This is a genomic window from Streptomyces sp. NPDC096310, from assembly GCF_044763125.1.
Lineage (GTDB): Bacteria > Actinomycetota > Actinomycetes > Streptomycetales > Streptomycetaceae > Streptomyces.
In genome coordinates, this window is the sequence record NZ_JBIWFO010000019.1 from 84,720 (window position 1) to 105,654 (window position 20,935).

Genomic DNA, 20,935 nt, shown 5'->3' on the forward strand with positions numbered 1-20,935 from the left:
AGCAACTCCCGCGTGGGCGGGGCGAATCGCCGAGGCACCCAGCCGGGTACGAGGCGCCAGAACCCTCCGCTCTCGATCAGCGCGGCCAACTCGTCCGAGTCGTCCGTCCTCGTATCGGTGGCCTGCTCGCACATAGGGGATGTACCTTCCGTTATCAGCTGCTCGCTTTCTGTACTCAAGCTTCGGCGTGCGCGAGCGGGTCCAACAGACAGGCAGGCTGGACGCTGATGGCTGTCCAGCGGACATTCGGGGGGTTCACGTGACTGTCGAAAACGAAACCGAAGAGACGGCCGACCCGGCCGTCTCTCCTCTCGCCCACTTCGGCGCCGAGGTACGGCTTGAGCGCGAGCGCCTGGGGATCACACGCGAAGCGCTCGGGAAGGAGGCGTGCTGCGGTTACTCACTCGTGGCAAAGATCGAATCCGGGAAACGCGTACCGCCACTGAACTTCGCCGAGGCGTGCGACCGGATGTTCCCGCACTCCAACGGACGCTTCGTCAGGCTCTGGCCGCTTGCGTTGCGGTGGGCCTTTCCGCCGTGGTTCCGCACCTACGTGGAACTGGAGTGGACCGCTACCGCACTGCGTATGTTCCACCCACAGTTGGTGCCTGGCATCGCACAGACGGAGGATTACGCGCGGGCGGTGTTGCGCACTGGGCGCCCGACCAATCTTGAAGCTCTGGTCACCGCGCGCGTCGAGCGTCAGCGCGTCCTGGAACGAGAGCAGCCGACCCGGTTGTGGCTCATCCTAAACGAGGCGGTTCTTCGTAACACCGTCGGCAGCGAGGCAGTGATGCGAGGCCAACTCGCTCACCTCATGCACCTTGCCCAGACACCACCGCACGTCGTGCAAGTCATCCCGGACAAGGGTAACCACCATGGCTGGGCCAGTCCTTTCGGGCTGTTGTCGTTCACCGAAGGCACCGATGTGGTCCATGTAGACGGATTCCCACGCGGCTACCTCCTGGCGGATACTGACGACGTGACCACGGCTGATACTGCCTATGATCTACTCAGGGCCATGGCCGCGTCACCCAATGAGTCGGCCGAATTGATCGACTCCATCTCGAAGGACTACTCATGATCAGCTTCGATCGCGTCCCGGAAGAGAGCTGGCGGAGTTCCACCTACAGTCAGAACAACGGCGGCGAGTGCGTCCAGGTCGCGGACGGCATCCCCCGCACCATCCCCGTCCGCGACTCCAAGACACCCGAAGCCCCCCACCTCACCTTCCCCGACGCCGCATTCGGCACCTTCGTCCACGCCGTACGCCAAGGCCAGTTCAACACCCCCTGACCGGCGTCAGTTCGCCGAGGTCCTGACGTCCTGGGCCTCGTGGAAGCCCATGTGGCGATTGAACCCCGCGGTCACGCGCGTCACCGTGCTGCGGGGCAGGAAGCGGGGCGCCCAGGTGGTGGCGCGGAAGAGGGGGCGGCCGGGGTACGAGGCCGTCTTTCCGCGGGCGAAGTCGGCCAGTGTCTTCGCGGCGACCGACGTCGGGCTGTCGGCTCTCTTGGCGTCCATGACAGCGGTGGTGTGGTCGAAGAAGCCGGTGTCGGTCGCGCCGGGGTGGGCGACCATGACGCGTACTCCCGTGTCCCGGAGTTCCGCCGAGAGGGCCTCGCTGAAGGAGAGGACGAACGCCTTCGTCGCGGCGTAGCTCGCCTGGTAGGGCATGGGCTGGAACGCCGCCGTCGAGGCGATGTTGATGATCCCGCCCGAGCCGCGTTCGAGCATGCCCGCCCCGATGAGGCGGGTCATCAGCATCAGTCCGGTGATGTTGACGTCGATCGACTGCACGTGCTGCGCCAGGGGGCGGGCGAAGAAGGGGCCGACGGAGCCCAGCCCCGCGTTGTTCACGAGCAGATCGACGGCTACCCCCTGCCGATGCAGTTCCTCGGCGAGGGCCGTGGGGGCTGCCGGATCCGAGAGGTCCGCCCCGATCACCCGGGTCTCGACCTGGTGTTCCGCGTGGATCTCGGCGGCGAGCCGTTCAAGGGCCGGGGCCGAGCGGGCCACGAGGATCAGATGCGCGCCGCGCCGGGCCAACTCCTGCGCGTAGGCCCTCCCGAGCCCTTTGGAAGCTCCGGTGACCAGTGCGGTGGTGCCTCGATAACTGTGCATGGGCGAGGGGCCTTTCCAGGGGAGGTAGGGGGGTGGTGGGCAACGCGACGGGCTCCGCGGCGTCGTGGTACGCGGCCGGGGCGGGCACAATGTGTACAGCGTCAACAATCACCCAAGGAAGTGCGCAGTGTCAACATCTGATCGGCAGAGCTACCACCACGGCGATCTGCGCGCCGCCGTGCTGCGGTCCGCCCTGCATCTGCTGGACACCGACGGCGCGGACGCCCTGTCCCTGCGCGCCGTGGCCCGGCACGCCGGCGTCTCCGCCAACGCCCCGTACCGCCATTACCGGGACAAGGAGGCGCTGCTCGCGGCATTGGCCACCCATGGCTTCACCGAACTCAAGGCACGCTTCGAGGCCGCCGCCGACGACCCGGACGCACCGGACGACCCGGCGGCCTCCCGCCCGGCGGACCTGGCGAGCGCCCTGGCGCCTCTGGCGCGGACCACCGTGCGCTACGCCCTCGACCATCCCGGCCTCTTCCACCTGATGTTCGGGCATCCATGTGTCAGCCATGCCGATGTGAGCGCCGCCTCCGACGCGGCGCAGGCCGCCGTGACCGCGCGCATCGCCGCCTTCGCGCCTCCCGAGCACCGCGAACCCCTCAAGCTCGGCGTCTGGGCCCTCGTCCACGGGCTCAGCCTTCTGCTGCTCGACGGCCGCCTCGGGGATCCCACGCCCCAGCAGATCGACACCCTGGTCGACACGGTGACGCGCACCGTGATCGGCGCCGATTGGCTGGCCGGCAATGCCGCGCCCGGCGAAGAGAGTTGAGACCCGGGACACCGCCCCCAACCCGTCTTGAACATGTTCAAAAGGAGGTCTAGAGTCATGACGTCAGCTTTTGAACAGGTTCAAAAGGAGGGTGGGGCATGGACCTCACTGTTGTCGCGTATGCGGTCTACCTGCTGATCAGCGTCGCGCTGACCGTATGGGTGGCCCGGACACTCAGCCGGAATGGGCGGGTCTTTCTCTCCGACGTACTACAGGGGGACGACAAGCTCGCCGATGCCGTCAACCACCTGCTGGTCGTCGGCTTCTACCTGGTCAACCTCGGCTTCGTCGCGCTGTACCTGAAGGCCGCCGACACCGTCGAGAACGCGCGGGGGCTCTTCGAGGCCCTTTCGGTGAAGGTCGGTGTCGTCCTGCTCGTGCTCGGGGTGATGCACCTCGGCAATGTGTACGTGCTCAACAGGATCCGGCGGCGCGGAATCCTGGAGCGCGAGCAGACGCCCCCCGTGCCGCCGCAGGGCTGGACGGGCACCGCCGTCGCCGGGAGCTGAACGGCGATGGCCGGCACACCCCGCCCGGACACCGGGCCCCGCCCGAGTACCGCGCCCCGGCTGCCCGTACGGCGGCTGACCTTCCTCTACGACGCCCAGTGCGGGCTCTGTGTCCATCTGCGGCACTGGCTGATGCGTCAGCCCCAGCTCGTACCGCTCGACCCGGTGCCCGCGGGCTCGCAGGAGGCCCGGCGGCGGTTCCCCGGCCTCGATCACGGCGCCACGCTCAAGGAGATCACCGTGATCGGGGACAGCGGCCAGATCTACCGGGGGACGGCCGCCTGGATCGTCTGCCTCTGGGCGCTCACCGAACACCGGCCCAGGGCCCACTGGCTCGCCACCCCGGCCGGGGCCCCCTTCGCCAGGGTGAGCGTGCTCGCCGCGTCGAAGTACCGGGAGCTGACGGCGGCGGGCCGTACGGACGACGGCGGAAGCTGCGCCGACGGGGCGTGCGCCAGGCCCGCCCCGCCGTCCCGCTGAAAGCCTCGGCCCGTCGAAGTGCTCACGGCCGTGGCGGCGGCCTGAGGCTCCAGCGGGGGCACGTCGAACTTGGCGTCGTGGGTGAGCCCGCACAGCAGGGCGCGTGCTGCCGCCGACGGCCACGACGGTGGCCAGGCATCCGGCACTCAAGGCCCTGCTGCGGGCCGGCGAGAAGGCCGGCACCATCCGCCCGGGAGTGACCGGCGAGGACTTCACCCTGCTCATCGCCGGCCTCTGGGTGATCGATCCGCGCGGCGCGTGGCAGCCGCAGGTCACCCGGCTCCTGGACCTCGTCATGGCCGGCCTGCGAACGGGAGCGTAGGCCCTCTCCCGTCCGGATCCTGCCAGAACGAACGATCTCCGATCGCCCGTGACTACTGAGAACATGGCGTTCCTCTAGGCTCGGGCAGCGTGAAGGACGAGAAGGATCAGAAGGACGCCAAGGCCCCCGCCACCCCCAAGAGCGAGCAGACCCGCACGCTCATCCTGGAGACCGCGCTGCGGCTCTTCCGGGAACGCGGTTACGACAGAACGACCATGCGGGCCATCGCCCAGGAGGCCGAGGTCTCCGTGGGGAACGCGTACTACTACTTCTCCTCCAAGGAACACCTCGTCCAGGGCTTCTACGACCGGATCGCCACCGAGCACCGTGTGGCGGTCCGGCCCGTGCTCGACCGGGAGACCGGGCTGGAGGCACGCCTCGCCGGGGTGCTGACCGCGTGGCTGGAAATCGCGGAGCCGTACCACGAGTTCGCCGCCCAGTTCTTCAAGAACGCCGCCGACCCGGACAGCCCGCTGAGCCCCTTCTCACCTGAGTCGGAGCCCACCCGGGAGGCCGCCATCTCCGTACACAGGGAGGTGCTGGCCGGCTCCACCACCAAGGTCGACGCCGAACTGGCGCCCTCCCTGCCGGAGTTGATGTGGCTGGCTCAGATGGGCCTGGTCCTGTACTGGGTCTACGACCGCTCGGAGGGCAGCGAACGCACCCACCGTCTCGCCCTGCGCGGCGCACGGCTGGTCGCGCGCAGCGCCGCGCTCTCCCGCTTCCGGGTGCTCCGGCCCCTCGTACGCGAGGTCCACGAACTGTTCACGGACTTCCTGCCGGGCATGGCCCAGGTGGCCGCCGCCCGGCAGGAGAACGGCGGCGGCAGGAGAGGGAAGAAGAGCTGAGGCGGACGACGCACGGGGGCGGCTGATGGCGGGCGGCGACCGGCTGATGGCGGGCGGACGGTCAGAGCCGGCCCAGCCGCCACAGCCGCCAGATGCCCGTACCGTCCGACAGGTACTCCGAGCCCGTCACGTCCTCGCCGCTCAGGACGTAGTCCTTCTTCTGCCAGAGCGGCACGATCGGCACGTCCTCGGCCACCGTGCGCTGCAACGACTTGAAGTCCTGTGCGGCGCGCCCGCGTTCGGCGTACCGCTGCGTCGAGCGGATCAGTTCGTCGACCCGGTCGTCCGTGTAGCCGTTGTGCAGGATCGAGCCGCGTCCGATCAGCGGCTGGATGAAGTTGTCGGGGTCGGGGAAGTCCGGTACCCACCCGATGGTGTACGCATCGAACTCGCCCTTGGAGTAGCCCTTCTGGAACTCCGTCCACTCCTTCTCGACGACCTTCACCTTGAAGAGCCCGGTCGCTTCGAGCTGGCGGCGCAGCTCGGCCGCCTCCGGCGCCGCCGCGCCGCCCTGCGCGTATCCGAGCGTGAAACTCACCGGTACCCGGACGTTCGCGTCGTCCTCCAGGAGCGCGCGGGCACGCACGGTGTCCGGCTCCGGGTAGGCGTCGAAGAACGGGGTGCCGTGGGAGGTGATGCCCTGGGGGATCAACGAGTAGAGCGGTTCGACCGTCGAGTCGTAGACACCGGAGACGATCCGGGGCCGGTCGACGACGGTGGCGATCGCCCGGCGCACCGCCGGGTCGGCCATCGGCGATCCGGCCCGCGTGTTGAGGACGAGGTTGCGGATGGCGGCGCTGTCCGTCTCGGTGACCCGTACGCCGTCCGTGCCGCCGTCCAGCCCGGCGATCACCGAGGGCGGGAGCTGGCGGTGGGTGACCTCGACCGTACGGGCCCGCCAGGCGTCGGCGAGCGCGTCGGAGGTCTTGAAGTACTCGATGTCGACCGGGCCGCCGGTCGCGTCGATCGCGCCCCGGTAGTCGGGGTTGGGCTCCAGGTGGGCGGAGGAGCCCGGCAGGTACTGGTCGAGGAGGTACGGGCCCGAGCCGCCGACCTTGTCACCGGCGAGCAGCGCGTCCGCCGGGTACTGGGTGCGGTCGACGATCGCACCGGCCCCGGTGGCCACCTTGAGCGGGAACGTCGCATCCCCCGAGCGGAGCTGGAAGGTGACCGTCAGCCCGTCCGCCACCACGGACTTGAGCGTGGCGAAGAGGGGCGCGGGCCCGGCGTCCGCCTTGATGGCCAGGACGCGGTCGAAGGAGTACTTGACGTCCTCCGCGGTCAGCGTCGCGCCGCTGGGGAAGCGGATGTCGTCCCGCAACTCGCAGCGGTAGGTGGTGAGTTCCGTACCGACGAAGCCGCAGGAGCGGGCCGCGTCCGGTACGGGAGTGGCCGAGGCGGGTGTGAACGTGAGCAGCGACTGGTAGATGTTGCTGAACAGCGCCCAGGAGCCCGCGTCGTACGCCCCCGCCGGATCGAGCGACGAGACGACGTCCGTCGTGCCGACGGTGATCGGTTTCTCCTCCGCCCGGTTGGACGGCAGGAGCTGCCAGCCGCCCACCCCCGCGACCACCAGTACCAGACATGTGACGAGTATCCGCGCACGGACCGAACGCATCGCTGTGCCCCTCTATCACGCCCACCCCTGACCGTGATGGCGCTCACCCAACCACAAAGGTCTCCACCTGTGGAAGAGAAAACGGCACTCTCCCGGGCAACGGTCACGTCAAGCCGGGAACACTCGCGAGCAGGGAGCGGAGGAGGGGCCCGCCGGGTCCTCGCGGGGACCCCGCAGGGGCCCCCGCGAGGGGTCACGCCTGGCGTGAGGCCAGCTCCACGACGGTGATGTCGGAGGGCGCCCCGACCCGTACGGGAGGCCCCCAGGCGCCCGCGCCGCGCGACACGTAGAGCTGGGTGTCCTGGTACCGCTCCAGCCCGGCGACGGTGGGGTTGGCGAAGCCCGCGAGGAGGTTGCCGGGCCAGAGCTGGCCGCCGTGGGTGTGGCCGGAGAGCTGGAGGTCGACGCCGTGGCGTACGGCGTCGTGGATGACGACGGGCTGGTGCGCGAGGAGTACGGAGGCCCTGGCCTGGTCGCGGTCCCCGAGCGCCTTCACGAAGTCGGGGCCCTCGCCCTCGCTCTCACCCGCGATGTCGTTGACCCCGGCGAGATCGAATCCGGCGATCTCGACGCGCTCGTTCTCCAGGGGCCGCAGCCCCAGTTCGCGTACGTGGTCGACCCATTCGGCGGCGCCCGAGAAGTACTCGTGGTTCCCGGTCACGAAGAAGGAGCCGTGCGGCGCCTCCAGACCGGCGAGGGGTTCGGCGGCGGAGCCCAGGTTCTGGACGGTGCCGTCGACCAGGTCACCGACGACGGCGATCAGGTCGGGCCGGGTGGAGTTGATCGTACGGACGATGCGCCGGGTGTGGGCGCTGCCGAGGATCGGGCCGAGGTGGATATCGCTGACGACGGCGATACGGAAGCCGTGGGCGGCGCGCGGCAGCTTGGCCAGCGGGACGGTGACGCGCTTGACGGAGGGGCCGCGCAGGACGCCGTAGGTGCCGTACCCGACGGTGGCGAGCGCGGCGGTGGCGGCGGCGCCGCCGACGGCACGGGAGACGAACAGCCGGCGGGAGGGGCCGGACGGAGTGGGGGTGGGGGTGGTGGAGGAGGTGCCGGAGGGAGCGGGGGCGGGGGCCTCGGTGTCCGGTTCGGTGTCGGTCTTCGTCGCCGTGCCCGCCGGCGCCCGGGTCGTCGCGTCCGCCCGGGTCTTCGCGTCCGCCCGGGTCTTCGCGTCCGCCCGCGCCGTCGTCCTCGTCTCCGCCGTCGCGGTGGCGCCCGCTTCCGGGGCGCCCGCGTCCATGGCGGCCACGTCCCGTGGCCCCGTCGGAGTAATCGGCTCCGTTGTCTTTCCCGCCGTTCCCGCCGTTCCCGCCGCGTCCCGGCGCGCCAGGAAGCGCCGCAGCAGCGGGCGTACGGCCTCGGCCACCACCAGCGCCAGCACCAGGTACAGCAGCGTCGCCAGCCACATGAACCCCGGCCAGGCCAGGATCTGCTGGAGCCGGAAGGGCGCTCCCGAACGGCTCGAACTCAGGGCGCCGACGGAGAGGACAGGCAGCACAATGATCGCAACCGTTCCCAGCCTGCGGGCGGCCCCGGGCGCCGATGTCGTGTCGCGCACCAGGCGCCGCCACACGTACCAGTGTGCCGAGACCAGCACCGCGACGACCGCGAGCACTGCCAGAACGACCACGACCATCACGAAGAACGCTCCCCCTGAGCCTGTTGTTCGGGCTGTTCGCGCCGGAGTGCGCGGACGCCACGGAACCCGATCACGCCGATCGCCGTCCCCAGAAGAAAGGACACGACGGCGAGCGTCAGGTGCACCCAGAAATATCCCGTGGGGTCACCGGCGTCGTCGAAGGCGAGTCCGCTGCCGTCCTGCCAGAGATTTTTCACGAAAGTGATCCAGATGAACCAGCTCCAGACCCCGAAAACGAGCAGGAACCAGGACACGGGGCGGCTGAGCTTCATGGATTCAGTATCGCCGTCGCCCTCCGGACGGCGGCAGCGGGGTCCAGGAGATCCGCCGGTGTCCGCGTCCATGGCCGACGCATGTACGTTCTCGGTCGTGCCCGCTCTGAAAAAGACCGCTGTGACGGTCCTCGCCGCCGCTCTGCTGCCCGTGATAGCCGCCCTGCCCGCCGCCGCGGCCACCTCGGCGCCCGGGACACCCGAGGCACCCACGGCCTCCGCCGACAGCGCGGCCGACGCGCCCGGCAAGAAGCAGCCCCGGCCGCCCGCCTCGATGTCCACGGTCGGCGGGACCGTGCTCGGAAAGGCGGGTACGCAGGTGCATCTCGGCGCGGGCGTGCCGGTGCTGCCGAAGAAGCTGAGCGGCCGGTCCTGGATCGTCGCGGACGCCGAGTCCGGTGACGTACTGGCGTCGCACAACGCGCACTGGCGGCTGCCGCCCGCCTCCACGCTCAAGATGCTCTTCGCGGACACGCTGCTGCCGAAGCTGCCCGCGACGGAGCAGCACAAGGTCACCAACGCCGACCTCGCGGGCGTGGGCGCCGGCAGCAGTCTGGTCGGGGTGAAGGAGAACCTCACGTACTCGGTCCACGATCTGTGGCTCGGCGTCTTCCTGCGCTCCGGCAACGACGCCGTCCATGTGCTCTCCTCCATGAACGGCGGGGTGGAGAAGACGGTCGGGGAGATGCAGGCGCAGGCCGACGAGTTGCAGGCGCTGGACACGCATGTGGTCACGCCCGACGGCTACGACGAGAAGGGCCAGGTCTCCAGCGCGTACGACCTGACGCTGATCGCCCGCTCCGGCCTCCAGAAGAAGGAGTTCCGGGAGTACAGCTCGACGCAGTCGGCCAAGTTCCCCGGCGAGTTCTCCAAGCCGAAGGAGGGCGAGAAGAAGGAGGGCTTCAAGCCCGTACGGGAGAACTTCGAGATCCAGAACACCAACCGGCTGCTGACCGGTGCCAACGGCGTGGCCCAGTACCGGGGTATCGCGGGGGTGAAGAACGGCAGCACCACGCACGCGGGGAACACCTTCACCGGGGTGGCCGAGCGCGACGGCAAGAAGCTGCTGGTCACGGTCATGAACCCGTCGTCCACCGAGGCCCACGCGGTCTACCAGGAGACGGCGCGGCTGCTGGACTGGGGATTCGCGGCGAGCGGCAAGGTGAAGCCGGTGGGCGTGCTGGTGCCGCCGAAGTCCGCCCGTACGAGCCCGTCCCCGGCGCCCACGCAGGTCGGGGAGACGGGCGGCGGCCACGCCTCCACCGTGGCGGCGGCGAACAGCGGTGGTACGGGCGGGGCCGGGGTGGCGCTCGGCATCACGGGCGGGGCGCTGGTCCTGCTGGCCGGTACGGGGTACCTGGTCAACCGGCGCTGGCCGCTGCCCGACCTGGTCCGGCGCCGTCCGCGCGGGTAGCACCGCCGTACGCCGCGTCGCCGGCACCGGCACCCGCACCGGTCCCGGTCCCGGCACCACCGGCAGTGTCCCCGTCTCCGTCCCCGTTCCCGTCGTCGTCAGCCTCGGCCGCTTCCGCGTCCTCCTCCCGCTTGCTCCGCGTCGCCGTCCAAGCGGCGCAGAACAGCAGCAGCTTCGCCGTGAAGTTGATCCAGAGCAGCAGCGCCACCGGCACCCCGAACGCGCCGTACATGCTCTTCGTCGCCACGCTCCTCATGTAGCCGCCGAGCAGCAGCTTCAGCAGTTCGAAGCCGACGGCGCCGATCAGCGCGGCGACGACGAGCCTGCGGCGGGGCGGGTGGACGCGGGGCAGCAGCGTCAGGACGTACAGGAGCAGCAGGAAGTCGGCCACCACCGCCACCACGAGGGCGGCGGTCTGGAGCAGTGCGCCGCCCGCCCCGCCCTCGGAGATGCCGAGCTTGTCGGCGCTCCAGCCGACCGCTGTCGAACCGAGCCCCGAGGCGGCCAGCGAGGCGAGGCCGACCCCGCCGAGGCCCAGCAGCACCACGCCGTCCTTGCCCTTGAGCAGGAAGGGGTTGCCGTCCTGCGGGTCCTCCAGCTCCCAGACGGCCCGCAGACACTCCCGCATCGAGCCGATCCAGCCGATACCGGTGAAGAGCAGCAGCGCCCCGGCCACCAGTCCGACCGTGCCCGCGTTGGCGACGAGGGCGTTGAGGTCGAGCTGCTGCGAGATACCGGGGACCTGCTTGGCGATGCTCCCCTGGAGCCGGTCGAGCTGCCCCTTGCTGAGCAGTACGGCGCCGATGGCCGCGCCCACGGTGATCAGCGGGAAGAGCGCGAGAAAGCTGATGAACGTGATGGCGGCGGCGAGCCGTGTCCAGTGGACCCGGTCGAGCCTCTCGTACGAGCGCCAGGCGTGGGTCCGCATCAGCCGGGCCATGACCGGACCGATGACAGGGAGGTTTTTCAGCCAGTCCATGAAGAGGTGTCTACCCCCATTCATACGAGTATCCCTGCGGGCATCGCGACAAGAGCGCGCAAGAGTGAGATATAGGGCGATCCTGGCGATACGGTCGCGTGCATGCGCTCACCGATGAAGGACGCCTCCGGCACCTCGCCCGCCTCCGGTATCCCGCGGTCCCTGCTCGTTCTCGGCGGCACGTCGGAGATCGGGCTGGCCACCGCGCGCCGGCTGATCGTCCGCGGCACCCGTACGGTCCGGCTGGCGGGCCGCTCCTCCCCCGCGCTGGAGGCCGCCGCGGCGGGGCTGCGGACCCCGGGCGGCGCGGATGTCCGTACCGTCGCGTTCGACGCCCTGGACCCCGGGGCGCACGCGGAGACGCTGGGGAAGGTCTTCGCGGACGGCCCGGTCGACCTGGTGCTGCTCGCCTTCGGTGTCCTGGGCGACCAGGCGCGGGACGAGGCGGATCCCCCGGCGGCGGCGCGGGTGGCGCAGACGAACTACACGGGCGGGGTCTCCGCCGGGCTGGTCTGCGCGGCGGCCCTCCAGGCGCAGGGGCACGGCGCGCTGGTGGTGCTCTCGTCGATGGCCGCGGAACGGGCCCGGCGCGCCGACTTCATCTACGGGTCGAGCAAGGCGGGCCTCGACGCGTTCACGCAGGGGCTGGGGGACGCGATGCAGGGCACCGGGGTACGGGTCATGGTCGTACGGCCCGGCTTCGTACGGCCGTGGACGCCGGCGCGGCGCGGGCAGCTCCCGCCGGCCGGGGCGCAGGCGCCGACGGCCCTGACGCTGGCGACGACGCCCGCGGAGGTGGCGGTGGCCGTCGAGGCGGGGCTGCGCCGGGGCGCGGAGACGGTGTGGGTGCCGGGGGCGCTGCGGGTGCTGGCGACGGCGCTGCGGGTGCTGCCGCGCACGCTCTTCCGCAGGCTGCCCATCTGACCGGCCACGGTTCCTGCGGGTGACCGGCCGCGGTTCCTACGGATTCAGGGAGGCCGGGCGGTCGGCGGGGGTGGACTGGGAGGGCACCGGCGAGCTCTCCGTACCGCCGCCGAAGGCGTACTCCTGCACCTTGCGCCAGACACCGTCCGTGCCCTGTTCGTACAGCGCGAACGAGGTGCAGCTCCACTGCGCCCCGTACTCCGACAGCTCCTCGTAGGCCCGGTCCATCGCGTCCTCCGCGATGCCGTGTGCGACGGTCACATGCGGGTGGTACGGGAACTGCAGCTCGCGCACGAGCGGCCCCGAGGAGTCCCTGACCCGCTTCTGGAGCCAGGCGCAGGCGGACGCGCCCTCGACGACCTGGATGAAGACGACCGGGGAGAGCGGGCGGAACGTACCGGTGCCGGAGAGCCGCATGGGGAAGGGCCGGCCGGCCGAGGCGACGGCGGCGAGATGCGCCTCGATCGCGGGCAGCGCCGACGCGTCCACCTCGGTGGGCGGCAGCAGCGTGACATGCGTGGGGATGGCGTGCGCGGCGGAGTCACCGAAGCTCGCACGCCGCTCCTGGATCAGAGTGCCGTAGGGCTCCGGGACCGCGATCGAAACGCCGAGCGTTACGGTCCCCACGTCGTTCTCCTCAGTCTCTGGGTCGATCTCTGTCGCTGTCGCTGTCGGCCGGTCCGGGTCGGCCGGTCCGGCTGCCGCCCCTGACCGGCGGGTCCTGCCGGTCCTGCTCAGGTGCACCGCCCGCCAGTGTGACGGTCGCACCGCCGTGCTGGCCACCGCTCGCCGGACCGGGGGCCGGCGTCCGTACATGGCGTAACCGCCTGACGTACCCGCGTCACGCGGATTCGTCCGTACGGACGGCCCGCCGGCGCCTCCGTTCCGGCACCTGGCTCAGTGTTTGGCGGGCAGGAAGCCGACTCTCCCGTACGCCTGGGCCAGCGTCTCCGCGGCGACCGTACGGGCCTTCTCGGCCCCCGCCGCCAGGATGGCGTCCAACGTCTCGGGGTCGTCCAGATATTCCTGAGTACGGGTCCTGAAGGGTGTGACGAATTCGACCATCACCTCCGCCAGGTCCGTCTTCAGCGCGCCGTACCCCTTGCCCTCGTAACGCCGCTCCAGATCCGCGACGGACGTGCCCGTGAGGGTGGAGTGGATCGTCAGCAGATTGCTGACGCCGGGCTTGGCCGCCGCGTCGAAGCGGATCTCCGTGCCGGTGTCCGTGACGGCGCTCTTGATCTTCTTCGCCGTGGCCTTCGGCTCGTCCAGCAGGTTGATCAGGCCCTTCGGCGTGGACGCCGACTTGCTCATCTTGATCGCGGGGTCCTGGAGGTCGTAGATCTTGGCGACCTCCCTGACGATGTGCGGCGCCGGGACCGTGAACGTCGGTCCGAAGCGGCTGTTGAAGCGCTCCGCGAGGTCCCGGGTCAGCTCGATGTGCTGGCGCTGGTCCTCACCGACCGGGACCGCGTCGGCCTGGTAGAGCAGGATGTCCGCGACCTGGAGGATCGGGTACGTGAACAGGCCGACCGTGGCGCGGTCCGTGCCTTCCTTGGCCGACTTGTCCTTGAACTGCGTCATCCGGGACGCCTCGCCGAAGCCCGTGATGCAGTTCATGACCCAGGCGAGCTGGGCGTGCTCGGGAACATGGCTCTGGACGAAGAGCGTGCACCGCTGCGGATCGAGCCCGGCGGCCAGGAGCTGGGCGACGGCCAGCCGCGTATTGGCGCGCAGCGCGGCGGGGTCCTGCGGAACGGTGATCGCGTGCAGGTCCACGACCATGTAGAACGCGTCATGGGACTCCTGCAGCGCCACATACTGGCGCACCGCACCGAGGTAGTTCCCAAGGTGGAACGAGCCTGCGGTGGGCTGGATTCCGGAGAGGGCACTCAAACGAGGGGACGGCACGGAGTGCCCCGTTTGAGGGTGGTGGTGGGCGACGGGTGGGCGATCAGAGGCCATGTTCAGCATTGTCTCAGGTGGGACCGACAGCTCGAAACGGATCTCCGGAGGGCGCCGGAAGGAGGCCGGAGGGTAGGCCGGTGGGCGGAGTGCGGAACGGGGAACCTGTTCAATCGGGCGCCGCTCCGGGCAAGCTTTCATCGTCCGGACCGTGTGCGACGAAAGAAAGTGGGGCTGTGCCCCGCCGGCGCCGCGGAGCGTGCCAGCTTGCCCTGACCGATCGGAGAGTCCCGTGTCGACAACGGAGAGCGCCATCGCCTCGGCGGAGGCCCACAGTGCGCACAACTACCATCCGCTGCCCGTCGTCGTCGCCTCGGCGGACGGCGCGTGGATGACGGATGTCGAGGGACGGCGCTTCCTCGACATGCTCGCCGGGTACTCGGCACTCAATTTCGGCCATGGCAACCGGCGCCTCATCGAGGCCGCCAAGGCGCAGTTGGAGAGGGTGACACTGACGTCCCGGGCGTTCCACCACGACCGGTTCGCGGACTTCTGTGCGGAGCTGGCCGACCTGTGCGGCATGGAGATGGTCCTGCCGATGAACACCGGCGCCGAGGCGGTGGAGACGGCGGTGAAGACCGCCAGGAAGTGGGGGTACCGCGTCAAGGGCGTGCCGGACGGTATGGCGAAGATCGTCGTGGCGGGCAACAACTTCCACGGCCGTACGACGACGATCATCAGCTTCTCCACGGACGCGGAGGCCCGCGCGGACTTCGGTCCGTACACCCCGGGGTTCGAGATCGTGCCGTACGGCGACCTCACGGCCATGGAGGAGGCGCTGACCGAGAACACCGTGGCCGTGCTGCTGGAGCCGATCCAGGGCGAGGCCGGGGTGCTGGTCCCGCCGCCCGGCTATCTGGCCGGGGTGCGCGAGCTGACCCGGGAACGGAACGTGCTCTTCATCGCGGACGAGATCCAGTCGGGGCTGGGCAGGACGGGCGCGACCTTCGCCTGCGAACACGAGAACGTGGTGCCGGACATGTACGTGCTCGGCAAGGCGCTCGGCGGCGGGGTGGTCCCGGTGTCGGCGGTGGTCTCCTCCGCGGCGGTGCTGGGTGTGCACCGGCCCGGTGAACACGGGTCGACGTTCGGCGGGAACCCGCTGGCGTGCGCGGTCGCGCTGGAGGTCATCGCGATGCTGCGGACCGGGGAGTTCCAGCAGCGCGCGACGGAGCTGGGCGACCATCTCCACCGGGAGCTGGGGCTGCTGACGGCCGGCGGGACGGTGAAGGCGGTACGCGGCCGGGGGCTGTGGGCCGGGGTGGACATCGATCCGGCGCGCGGGACGGGCCGGGAGATCTCGGAGCGGCTGATGGACCGGGGCGTCCTGGTGAAGGACACGCACGGCTCCACGATCCGGATCGCCCCGCCGCTGGTGATCAGCAAGGAGGACCTGGACTGGGGGCTCGACCAGGTGCGGGCGGTGCTGGCGGGGTAGGGGCCGGCCCGCCCGGAGCGGATCAGCGCGTGGCGGCCCGGGGCGGAGGCTGCGGCTGGGGCTCGGGCCGGACCACGGCCTGTGGCAGTGGCTGCTGCTGGGGCCGGGGCTGTGCTTGGGCCGGAATCCGCGGTGGGGCCGGGGGCTCCTCCGATGTCAGCCGGGTCCTCGCCTCCTGTTCCGCTCTCCAGCGCCGGTTGTTCCGCTCCCGCCGGGTCTTCGCCCCCTTCAGGCTGATCTCACCCGCCGCGACCTTCCGCCGCATCAGCGCGGCGAACAGGGACGGCTCCACGGCGGGCGCGGCGGGCCCGCGCTCCTCCTGTACGTACGGCTCGAACACACCGCTCGCCAGACTGCGCATCACATGGGCCTTGAGCGCGCCCCGCCGCTGCGAGTTGTTCGCCCACTCCGGGTCGAGCGTACGGCTGCCCACCGGCGTGCCGAACGGTTCCATCTGGCGGCGGATCCAGGCGTACTCGCGAGGGTGACGGCGGGCCAGTTCCGCCCGTACCTCCACCTCCACCGCGTACCAGGGGGCGCGCAGGCGCTCCTGGCGGGCCCGGCAGTCCTCGGTGAGGCGGCGGACGATCCGCGCCAGCTCGGTCAGCCGGTAGTGCAACGCCACGTAGAAGCGGCGGCTGTTGAGCAGCGTGTAGACCTCCTGGCCGGTCAGGCCCGAGATGTCCCCCAGGTCGCCGAGGGCGGTCGTGGAGTCGGCGCGCGCCCGGGGCACCAGCTCCGTCAGCAGTTCGTGGACGGCCGCCTCCCAGCGGCGCAGCAGCAGGGGGTGGCGTAACGCCGTACTACGTTCCTCCTGCTCCTTGGCGTCGTTGGCGACCACGAGCCGGAAGGCGTGGTCGGGAGCGGCCATCAGGCGGGCCACGTCGGTCGTGACCAGCGGGTCGATCAGCTTGCTGCGGCAGGCGATCTCGATGCCGTGCAGCGCGTTCCGCGCGGGCTCCTGGTACGGCGCGCTTTCGGGGATGCCGCGCTCCGCGCACAGCTCCCGGCGCACCGCGTCCGCCTCGTCGCCGTACGCCCCGCGCAGCCAGGACCGGGCGGTGAAGACGGCGTCGCACATGTTCTGCCATTCGCGGCCGGCGCGCTGGTTCTCGTCCTGGTAGGCGCGCCGCACCCGGCGTGCCTCCATCAGGCGGGCCTGGACCTGCTCCAGCCGTCGCTGGTTGGCGCGCAGCCGGGCGTCGCCCCGGTAGCGGAGCCGTTCGCAGGCGATCTGCAGTTCACCGGCGGCGAAGGTCAGCGCGTCCAGCCAGTCGTGGTGCGTCTCCGGCGAGCGCAGCCACGCGGAGGTGGTGTCCCGGGTCTTCCTCAGGAACGCGTCCGCGAGGGCGGCGCGGACGAAGACCTCGAAACTCGCGGCGCTCGCGTCGGCGACTTCCTGCGTGGGGCGGGAGGCGCAGTCCCCGACGGAGAGCAGCTCCGCGCGGGGACCGGGGACCAGTGACTTGCGCATGCCGGGACGGTACGGCGACCGGTCCCCGGGCGCGCCGGGATCCGCGAAAAGAGAACCCGATCCGGTGAACAGGGGCCGCCCCGGGTCACGTTGACCGGATGGCGGGGCCGCCCCCGGGTCACGTCGAGGGTATGATGGCGCCGCCCCGGGTCGCGTCGGCCGGGATGACGTGGGGCAGGAAGCGCGCGTACTCGTCCGTGATCAGGCCCGCCGACTCGCGGATGCCGAGCCCGGCCGCCTCGTCCCCGACCACCCACGCGCCGAGGACGACATGGTTGCCGTCGAAGGCGGGCAGCGGGGCCAGTTCCTGGTAGCAGCACGCCTCGTCCCGGACCACCGGCGGCCCGCCCGGCTCGTGGACCGTGACCCCGGCGCCCTCGCGGCCCAGCAGCGGCTTGGCGACATAGCCTCGGGTGGCGGCGAGTTCGCGGGGGCCGTCGAGATGGGCGGGGAGGAGGTGGGGGTGGCCGGGGTTCAGCTCCCAGAGGATCGCGAGGAGCGCCTTGTTGGAGAGGAGCATCTTCCAGGCGGGTTCGATCCAGCAGGTGGTGCCCGTACCGCCGCCGTTGTCGAGGGTGTCCAGGACATGCGGGCCGAACCGGTCGGTGGCCAGCCACTCCCAGGGATAGAGCTTGAAGCAGGTACGGATGTACCGGAGCCGGTCGTCGACGAAGCGGCCGGAGAGCCGGTCCCAGCCGATCTCCTCGACGGAGAGCGCCTCGGTGTCCAGGCCGGCCTGCGCGGCGGTCTCGCGCAGGTAGGCGACGGTCATCAGGTCCTCGCCCAGTTCGTCGCCGTCGGAGTGCGCGAAGTGGACGGGGCCCGGCGGCAGCAGGGCGGCCTGCCGGCGCCAGGCGTCGACGAGGCGTTCGTGGAGGGAGTTCCACTGGTCGGCGCCGGGGAAACGATCCTCCATCCAGAACCACTGGGCGCTCGCGGCCTCGACCAGCGAGGTGGGCGTGTCGGCGTTGTACTCCAGCATCTTCGCCGGCCCGGTGCCGTCGTAGTGCAGGTCGAACCGGCCGTACAGGGAAGGCAGTTCGGCGCGGCGCCGCCAGGACTCGGAGATCAGCCCGGCCAGCCGGGGGTCGGTGATGCCGAGGTCGGCGAAGCGGTCCCGCGCGACGATGTGCGCGGCGGCGTCCAGGCAGAGGGCGTGCAGTTCCTCGACGACCTCTTCGAGGGCCTCCACCTCGGGCAGGGTGAAGGTGTAGTAGGCGCTCTCGTCCCAGTACGGGCGCAGGGAGCCGTCCGGGTAGCGGGTGAGCGGGTAGACGACGCCCTGTTCCTCGATGGTCCGCTGCCAGCCGGGGCGCGGGGCGATGGTGTGACGTCGCATCAGCCGCCACCGGATCCGGAGCTGGAGCAGCCGAAGCCGCCACGGTCGACGGCGGACTTGTCGAAGCTGCCGCCGTCGACCTTGCCCTTGCTGCTGGAGCCGCCGTAGTAGTACGAGCCGCTGCCGCCGCTCTTGCACTGGGAACTGGGCAGGGTCTCCTTGGTCGTACGGTCGGCGCACCGTTTGTCGGGCTCCGAGCCGCAGGACGTGAGCGCGAGCGCCAGCACTCCCATGGATCCGAGCACGACCGTGCTCGACCTCAGCTTCCGTTGCCGTGCGGACATGTGCCGCACCTCCCCCGTGATGTTCGATTCCAGCCACGTGGCCGCCCGAACACACTAGGGCCTTTCGTTTGGATCTGGCTGAGCCCAGCAAGATCCAAACGAGAGGCCCTGGATGGCCGGTTCGCCGCACTGTAAGGACGGTGCACCGTTCACCGCTGTTGGGTCCATCTCAAGGCGGACTAGAGTCACTTTGTGCTTCTTGGGATGATCTGCGCGCTGGGCTCGGCGGTCTGCTACGGCACCGCCTCCGTACTCCAGGCCGTCGCGGCGCGCGCCGCGGAGCCCGGGACGGGTTCGGGGGTCGATCCCGCGCTGCTGCTGCGTGCCCTGCGGCAGTGGCGGTACGCGGCCGGTCTGGGGCTGGACGCCCTGGGGTTCGTCCTCCAGATCGTGGCGCTGCGCGCGCTGCCGATCTACGCGGTGGGCGCGGCGCTCGCCGCGAGCCTGGCGGTGACGGCGGTGGTCGCCGCGCGGGTGCTGCGTGTACGCCTCAGCTCCACGGAATGGGCCGCGGTGGCGGTGGTCTGCGGCGGCCTCGCGATGCTGGGCCTGGCCTCGGGCGGGGAGGGCCACGGTACGGGCTCGGCCGCCCTGCGCTGGTCCCTGCTGGCGGTGGCACTGGCGATCCCCGTGGCGGGCGCCGCGGCGGGGCGCCTCCCGGGCCGGGCGCGGGCCCTGGTGCTCGGGCTGGGCTCGGGGTTCGGCTTCGGGGTGGTGGAGGTGGCCGTCCGGCTGATCGACCCGGCCGACCCCCTCGACCTGGCGAACCCGGCGCTCTACGCCCTGCTGCTGGGTGGCGCCGCCGCGTTCCTGCTGCTCACCTCGGCCCTCCAGCGCGGCTCGGTGACCACGGCGACGGCGGGCCTGGTCCTCGGCGAAACGATCGGCCCGGCCCTGGTGGGCGTGGCCTGGCTGGGCGACCGGACGCGGGGCGGGCTGGAATGGCTGGCGGTGACGGGTTTCGCGGTCGCGGTGGCGGGAGCGCTGGCGCTGGCGCGCTTCGGTGAGCCCGGACCGGGTCGTGGAGACGCGGCAGCGGCGAGGTCGGAGTCCACCCTTGGCGAGTAGACGCCAGAGGCAGTGGGACACCTTGCCCGTGTCGGTCACTTTGCGTGACGATAGCTTCGTAACGTTCACGACGCGGGAGAACACTATGGGTGATCACAACAAGCCTGATCCTGCCCCCTCCCAGGGCAAGCCTCCACCGGGGAACTCCGACAGCAAGGTGCCCGACCCCCCGCCTCCCAGCGGCAAGCGCAGGAAGTAGCCGTGGAGAGCCTGGAGACCGTGGACATCGACGCGTACCGGCGGCGACTGGCGGACGACATGGCGTCCGGTGGCTGCTGGCCGGGGGAATCCCCCTGGATCCGCGAGGCCGTTGACACGGTGCCCCGGGACCTGTTCGCCCCGGAGCGGGTCTGGTTCTGGGACGGCGAGGAGTACGGGGCGGTGGACCGCGCCGCCGATCCCCGGGGGTGGGCGGACGCGGTGTACGCGGGGTTGTACGACTCCACGGTCATCCAGGTCACCGATGGTCTGCCCACGTCCAGCCTGTCCTGCGTGTCCGTCGTGGCCGACATGCTCGACTCGCTGATGCCCGAACCCGGCCACCGCGTGCTCGAACTCGGCACGGGGGCGGGGTGGAACGCCGCGCTGCTCGGTGTGCGCGCGGGTGCGGGACGGGTCACCAGCGTGGAGTTCGACGCGGAACTCGCCGCCGCCGCGTGCGAGCGGATCAAGGGCGCGGGCGCGGAGGTGTCCGTACGGGTGGGCGACGGGGCGCTCGGACTCCCGGAGGGGGCGCCCTACGACCGGCTCATCGCGACCTACGCGGTGGAGGAGGTGCCCTGGGCCTGGGTGGAACAGACCCGCCCCGGCGGCCGGATCGTCACCCCGTGGGGCCGGCTCGGGCATGTCGCGCTCACCGTGGCCGACGACGGCCGGTCGGCCTCCGGGTGGATGCAGGGCCTGGGGATGTTCATGCCGAGCCGGTACGCGGCCGGTCCGGGCCGGGCGTTCCACGCGATCCGCGACGCGGTCCCGCCGGAGACCGAGTCCCCCTTCCCCTGGGACCCGCGAGCGCTCACGGACGGGAACCTGCTCTTCGCGCTGCGGGTGCTGCTCCCCGATGTACGGATCAGTACAGGGAGCGGCGCGGAGGGGCCGACCGCCCTGCTGCACGACGGGGATTCCTCCTGGGCGGTCCTCACCGGGACGGCGGACGGCCCGGCCGTGGCCCGCCGGGGCGGGCCACGGCGGCTGGCCGAGGCCGTCGTGCGGGCGCGGCGGAGGTGGGAGGACGCGGAGGCGCCGTCGCTCTACGACTTCGGCGTGACCCGTACGCCGGACGCGCAGTACATCTGGAGCGGCGACCGGCACACCGGCCCGCGCTGGGGGCCGGTGTAGTCAGCCGGGCGTCCCGGTACGGCACGGCAGGCAGAGCGCGGCTTCCGAGCGGATCTCCCGGATCGAACGCCTGGGCGACCAAAAGGGTCGGTTGGTCCACGGCCTCCGGTCAGGGCCTCGCT

General features: G+C 71.1%; 21 protein-coding genes and 1 pseudogene. 12 read left to right on the forward strand and 10 right to left on the reverse strand.

All coding sequences use genetic code 11. The annotated features are described in order from the left end of the window. Positions 1-259 precede the first annotated feature (259 nt). Positions 260-1,084, forward strand: a complete 825-nt coding sequence (locus ACIQ7D_RS28200; protein WP_403942118.1) for a Scr1 family TA system antitoxin-like transcriptional regulator — start codon at positions 260-262, stop codon at positions 1,082-1,084. Next, entirely contained in the window at positions 1,081-1,296 is a 216-nt protein-coding gene (locus tag ACIQ7D_RS28205) for a DUF397 domain-containing protein (RefSeq protein ID WP_403942119.1), read from the forward strand. Before ACIQ7D_RS28200 ends, ACIQ7D_RS28205 begins: the two co-directional genes overlap by 4 nt. A 6-nt stretch (positions 1,297-1,302) precedes the next feature. Here the strand turns inward: ACIQ7D_RS28205 and ACIQ7D_RS28210 are convergent, their stop codons facing one another. Further along, entirely contained in the window at positions 1,303-2,124 is an 822-nt protein-coding gene (locus ACIQ7D_RS28210; protein WP_403942121.1) for an SDR family NAD(P)-dependent oxidoreductase, read from the reverse strand. Between the two features lie 127 nt (positions 2,125-2,251). Here ACIQ7D_RS28210 and ACIQ7D_RS28215 point away from each other — a divergent pair, with 127 nt between their 5' ends. From ACIQ7D_RS28215 to ACIQ7D_RS28235, 5 genes and pseudogenes are all read left to right on the forward strand, one after another. Next, positions 2,252-2,899: a TetR/AcrR family transcriptional regulator gene (locus ACIQ7D_RS28215; RefSeq protein ID WP_403942124.1), complete on the forward strand. Its 648-nt coding sequence runs from the start codon at positions 2,252-2,254 to the stop codon at positions 2,897-2,899. A gap of 98 nt (positions 2,900-2,997) precedes the next feature. Beyond that, complete coding sequence (locus ACIQ7D_RS28220; protein ID WP_403942126.1) at positions 2,998-3,408, forward strand: hypothetical protein; 411 nt, start codon at positions 2,998-3,000, stop codon at positions 3,406-3,408. A gap of 6 nt (positions 3,409-3,414) precedes the next feature. Continuing rightward, positions 3,415-3,888 carry a thiol-disulfide oxidoreductase DCC family protein gene (locus ACIQ7D_RS28225; protein WP_403942127.1) on the forward strand — a complete coding sequence of 158 codons (474 nt, stop codon included), beginning with the start codon at positions 3,415-3,417 and terminating at the stop codon, positions 3,886-3,888. Positions 3,889-4,030: 142 nt separating this feature from the next. After that, positions 4,031-4,210: pseudogene (locus ACIQ7D_RS28230) on the forward strand (TetR/AcrR family transcriptional regulator); the annotation flags it as partial. A gap of 89 nt (positions 4,211-4,299) precedes the next feature. Next, positions 4,300-5,058: a TetR/AcrR family transcriptional regulator gene (locus ACIQ7D_RS28235; RefSeq protein ID WP_403942129.1), complete on the forward strand. Its 759-nt coding sequence runs from the start codon at positions 4,300-4,302 to the stop codon at positions 5,056-5,058. Positions 5,059-5,119: 61 nt separating this feature from the next. On the opposite strand, the gene ACIQ7D_RS28240 is transcribed toward ACIQ7D_RS28235, so the two are convergent. From ACIQ7D_RS28240 to ACIQ7D_RS28250, 3 genes are all read right to left on the reverse strand, one after another. Further along, a complete protein-coding gene (locus tag ACIQ7D_RS28240; protein WP_403942132.1) occupies positions 5,120-6,676 on the reverse strand; it encodes an ABC transporter substrate-binding protein in 1,557 nt (518 codons plus the stop codon). 193 nt (positions 6,677-6,869) lie between these two features. Next, positions 6,870-8,315 (reverse strand): metallophosphoesterase, encoded by a 1,446-nt coding sequence (locus ACIQ7D_RS28245; RefSeq protein WP_403942134.1) that lies wholly within the window; start codon positions 8,313-8,315, stop codon positions 6,870-6,872. Then, entirely contained in the window at positions 8,315-8,590 is a 276-nt protein-coding gene (locus tag ACIQ7D_RS28250) for an SCO4848 family membrane protein (RefSeq protein ID WP_403942137.1), read from the reverse strand. Before ACIQ7D_RS28250 ends, ACIQ7D_RS28245 begins: the two co-directional genes overlap by 1 nt. 97 nt (positions 8,591-8,687) lie before the next feature. Between ACIQ7D_RS28250 and ACIQ7D_RS28255 the strand changes: the two genes are divergently transcribed. Continuing rightward, positions 8,688-10,004, forward strand: coding sequence for a D-alanyl-D-alanine carboxypeptidase family protein (locus tag ACIQ7D_RS28255; RefSeq protein WP_403942138.1), 1,317 nt, complete (start codon positions 8,688-8,690; stop codon positions 10,002-10,004). Here ACIQ7D_RS28255 and ACIQ7D_RS28260 read toward each other — a convergent pair. Continuing rightward, positions 9,952-10,983 carry a YihY/virulence factor BrkB family protein gene (locus ACIQ7D_RS28260; protein ID WP_403942140.1) on the reverse strand — a complete coding sequence of 344 codons (1,032 nt, stop codon included), beginning with the start codon at positions 10,981-10,983 and terminating at the stop codon, positions 9,952-9,954. The two genes, ACIQ7D_RS28255 and ACIQ7D_RS28260, sit on opposite strands and share 53 nt — an antisense overlap. Before the next feature lie 114 nt (positions 10,984-11,097). On the opposite strand from ACIQ7D_RS28260, the gene ACIQ7D_RS28265 reads away from it, so the two are divergent. Then, positions 11,098-11,907 (forward strand): SDR family NAD(P)-dependent oxidoreductase, encoded by an 810-nt coding sequence (locus ACIQ7D_RS28265; protein ID WP_403942267.1) that lies wholly within the window; start codon positions 11,098-11,100, stop codon positions 11,905-11,907. A 36-nt stretch (positions 11,908-11,943) separates the two neighbouring features. Here ACIQ7D_RS28265 and ACIQ7D_RS28270 read toward each other — a convergent pair whose 3' ends face one another. Together ACIQ7D_RS28270 and trpS are read right to left on the reverse strand one after the other, a co-directional pair. Beyond that, positions 11,944-12,534 (reverse strand): 2'-5' RNA ligase family protein, encoded by a 591-nt coding sequence (locus ACIQ7D_RS28270; protein WP_403942143.1) that lies wholly within the window; start codon positions 12,532-12,534, stop codon positions 11,944-11,946. A 270-nt stretch (positions 12,535-12,804) separates the two neighbouring features. Continuing rightward, positions 12,805-13,872, reverse strand: a complete 1,068-nt coding sequence (gene trpS / locus ACIQ7D_RS28275; protein ID WP_403942145.1) for a tryptophan--tRNA ligase — start codon at positions 13,870-13,872, stop codon at positions 12,805-12,807. A gap of 232 nt (positions 13,873-14,104) precedes the next feature. Here trpS and rocD point away from each other — a divergent pair, with 232 nt between their 5' ends. Next, entirely contained in the window at positions 14,105-15,310 is a 1,206-nt protein-coding gene (gene rocD, locus ACIQ7D_RS28280) for an ornithine--oxo-acid transaminase (protein ID WP_403942147.1), read from the forward strand. Positions 15,311-15,332: 22 nt separating this feature from the next. On the opposite strand, the gene ACIQ7D_RS28285 is transcribed toward rocD, so the two are convergent. The 3 genes from ACIQ7D_RS28285 to ACIQ7D_RS28295 form a co-directional block, all read right to left on the reverse strand. Continuing rightward, complete coding sequence (locus tag ACIQ7D_RS28285) at positions 15,333-16,784, reverse strand: hypothetical protein (RefSeq protein ID WP_403942148.1); 1,452 nt, start codon at positions 16,782-16,784, stop codon at positions 15,333-15,335. Positions 16,785-16,902: 118 nt separating this feature from the next. Then, positions 16,903-18,123, reverse strand: coding sequence for a glutathionylspermidine synthase family protein (locus ACIQ7D_RS28290; protein WP_403942150.1), 1,221 nt, complete (start codon positions 18,121-18,123; stop codon positions 16,903-16,905). Next, positions 18,123-18,407 (reverse strand): hypothetical protein, encoded by a 285-nt coding sequence (locus ACIQ7D_RS28295; protein ID WP_403942152.1) that lies wholly within the window; start codon positions 18,405-18,407, stop codon positions 18,123-18,125. Before ACIQ7D_RS28295 ends, ACIQ7D_RS28290 begins: the two co-directional genes overlap by 1 nt. A gap of 204 nt (positions 18,408-18,611) precedes the next feature. On the opposite strand from ACIQ7D_RS28295, the gene ACIQ7D_RS28300 reads away from it, so the two are divergent. Further along, complete coding sequence (locus ACIQ7D_RS28300; protein WP_403942270.1) at positions 18,612-19,475, forward strand: hypothetical protein; 864 nt, start codon at positions 18,612-18,614, stop codon at positions 19,473-19,475. Between the two features lie 201 nt (positions 19,476-19,676). Further along, positions 19,677-20,813 carry a methyltransferase domain-containing protein gene (locus ACIQ7D_RS28305; RefSeq protein WP_403942155.1) on the forward strand — a complete coding sequence of 379 codons (1,137 nt, stop codon included), beginning with the start codon at positions 19,677-19,679 and terminating at the stop codon, positions 20,811-20,813. Positions 20,814-20,935 lie beyond the last annotated feature (122 nt).

Bases quoted from the DNA above. Each gene is read 5' to 3' on its own strand.
- ACIQ7D_RS28210 (WP_403942121.1), bottom strand. From the start codon at position 2,124: ATGCACAGTTATCGAGGCACCACCGCACTGGTCACCGGAGCTTCCAAA.
- trpS (WP_403942145.1), bottom strand. From the start codon at position 13,872: ATGGCCTCTGATCGCCCACCCGTCGCCCACCACCACCCTCAAACGGGG.
- ACIQ7D_RS28285 (WP_403942148.1), bottom strand. From the start codon at position 16,784: ATGCGCAAGTCACTGGTCCCCGGTCCCCGCGCGGAGCTGCTCTCCGTC.
- ACIQ7D_RS28225 (WP_403942127.1), top strand. From the start codon at position 3,415: ATGGCCGGCACACCCCGCCCGGACACCGGGCCCCGCCCGAGTACCGCG.
- ACIQ7D_RS28295 (WP_403942152.1), bottom strand. From the start codon at position 18,407: ATGTCCGCACGGCAACGGAAGCTGAGGTCGAGCACGGTCGTGCTCGGA.
- ACIQ7D_RS28260 (WP_403942140.1), bottom strand. From the start codon at position 10,983: ATGGACTGGCTGAAAAACCTCCCTGTCATCGGTCCGGTCATGGCCCGG.
- ACIQ7D_RS28205 (WP_403942119.1), top strand. From the start codon at position 1,081: ATGATCAGCTTCGATCGCGTCCCGGAAGAGAGCTGGCGGAGTTCCACC.
- ACIQ7D_RS28220 (WP_403942126.1), top strand. From the start codon at position 2,998: ATGGACCTCACTGTTGTCGCGTATGCGGTCTACCTGCTGATCAGCGTC.
- ACIQ7D_RS28265 (WP_403942267.1), top strand. From the start codon at position 11,098: ATGAAGGACGCCTCCGGCACCTCGCCCGCCTCCGGTATCCCGCGGTCC.
- ACIQ7D_RS28240 (WP_403942132.1), bottom strand. From the start codon at position 6,676: ATGCGTTCGGTCCGTGCGCGGATACTCGTCACATGTCTGGTACTGGTG.
- ACIQ7D_RS28290 (WP_403942150.1), bottom strand. From the start codon at position 18,123: ATGCGACGTCACACCATCGCCCCGCGCCCCGGCTGGCAGCGGACCATC.
- ACIQ7D_RS28250 (WP_403942137.1), bottom strand. From the start codon at position 8,590: ATGAAGCTCAGCCGCCCCGTGTCCTGGTTCCTGCTCGTTTTCGGGGTC.
- ACIQ7D_RS28245 (WP_403942134.1), bottom strand. From the start codon at position 8,315: ATGGTCGTGGTCGTTCTGGCAGTGCTCGCGGTCGTCGCGGTGCTGGTC.
- ACIQ7D_RS28300 (WP_403942270.1), top strand. From the start codon at position 18,612: ATGATCTGCGCGCTGGGCTCGGCGGTCTGCTACGGCACCGCCTCCGTA.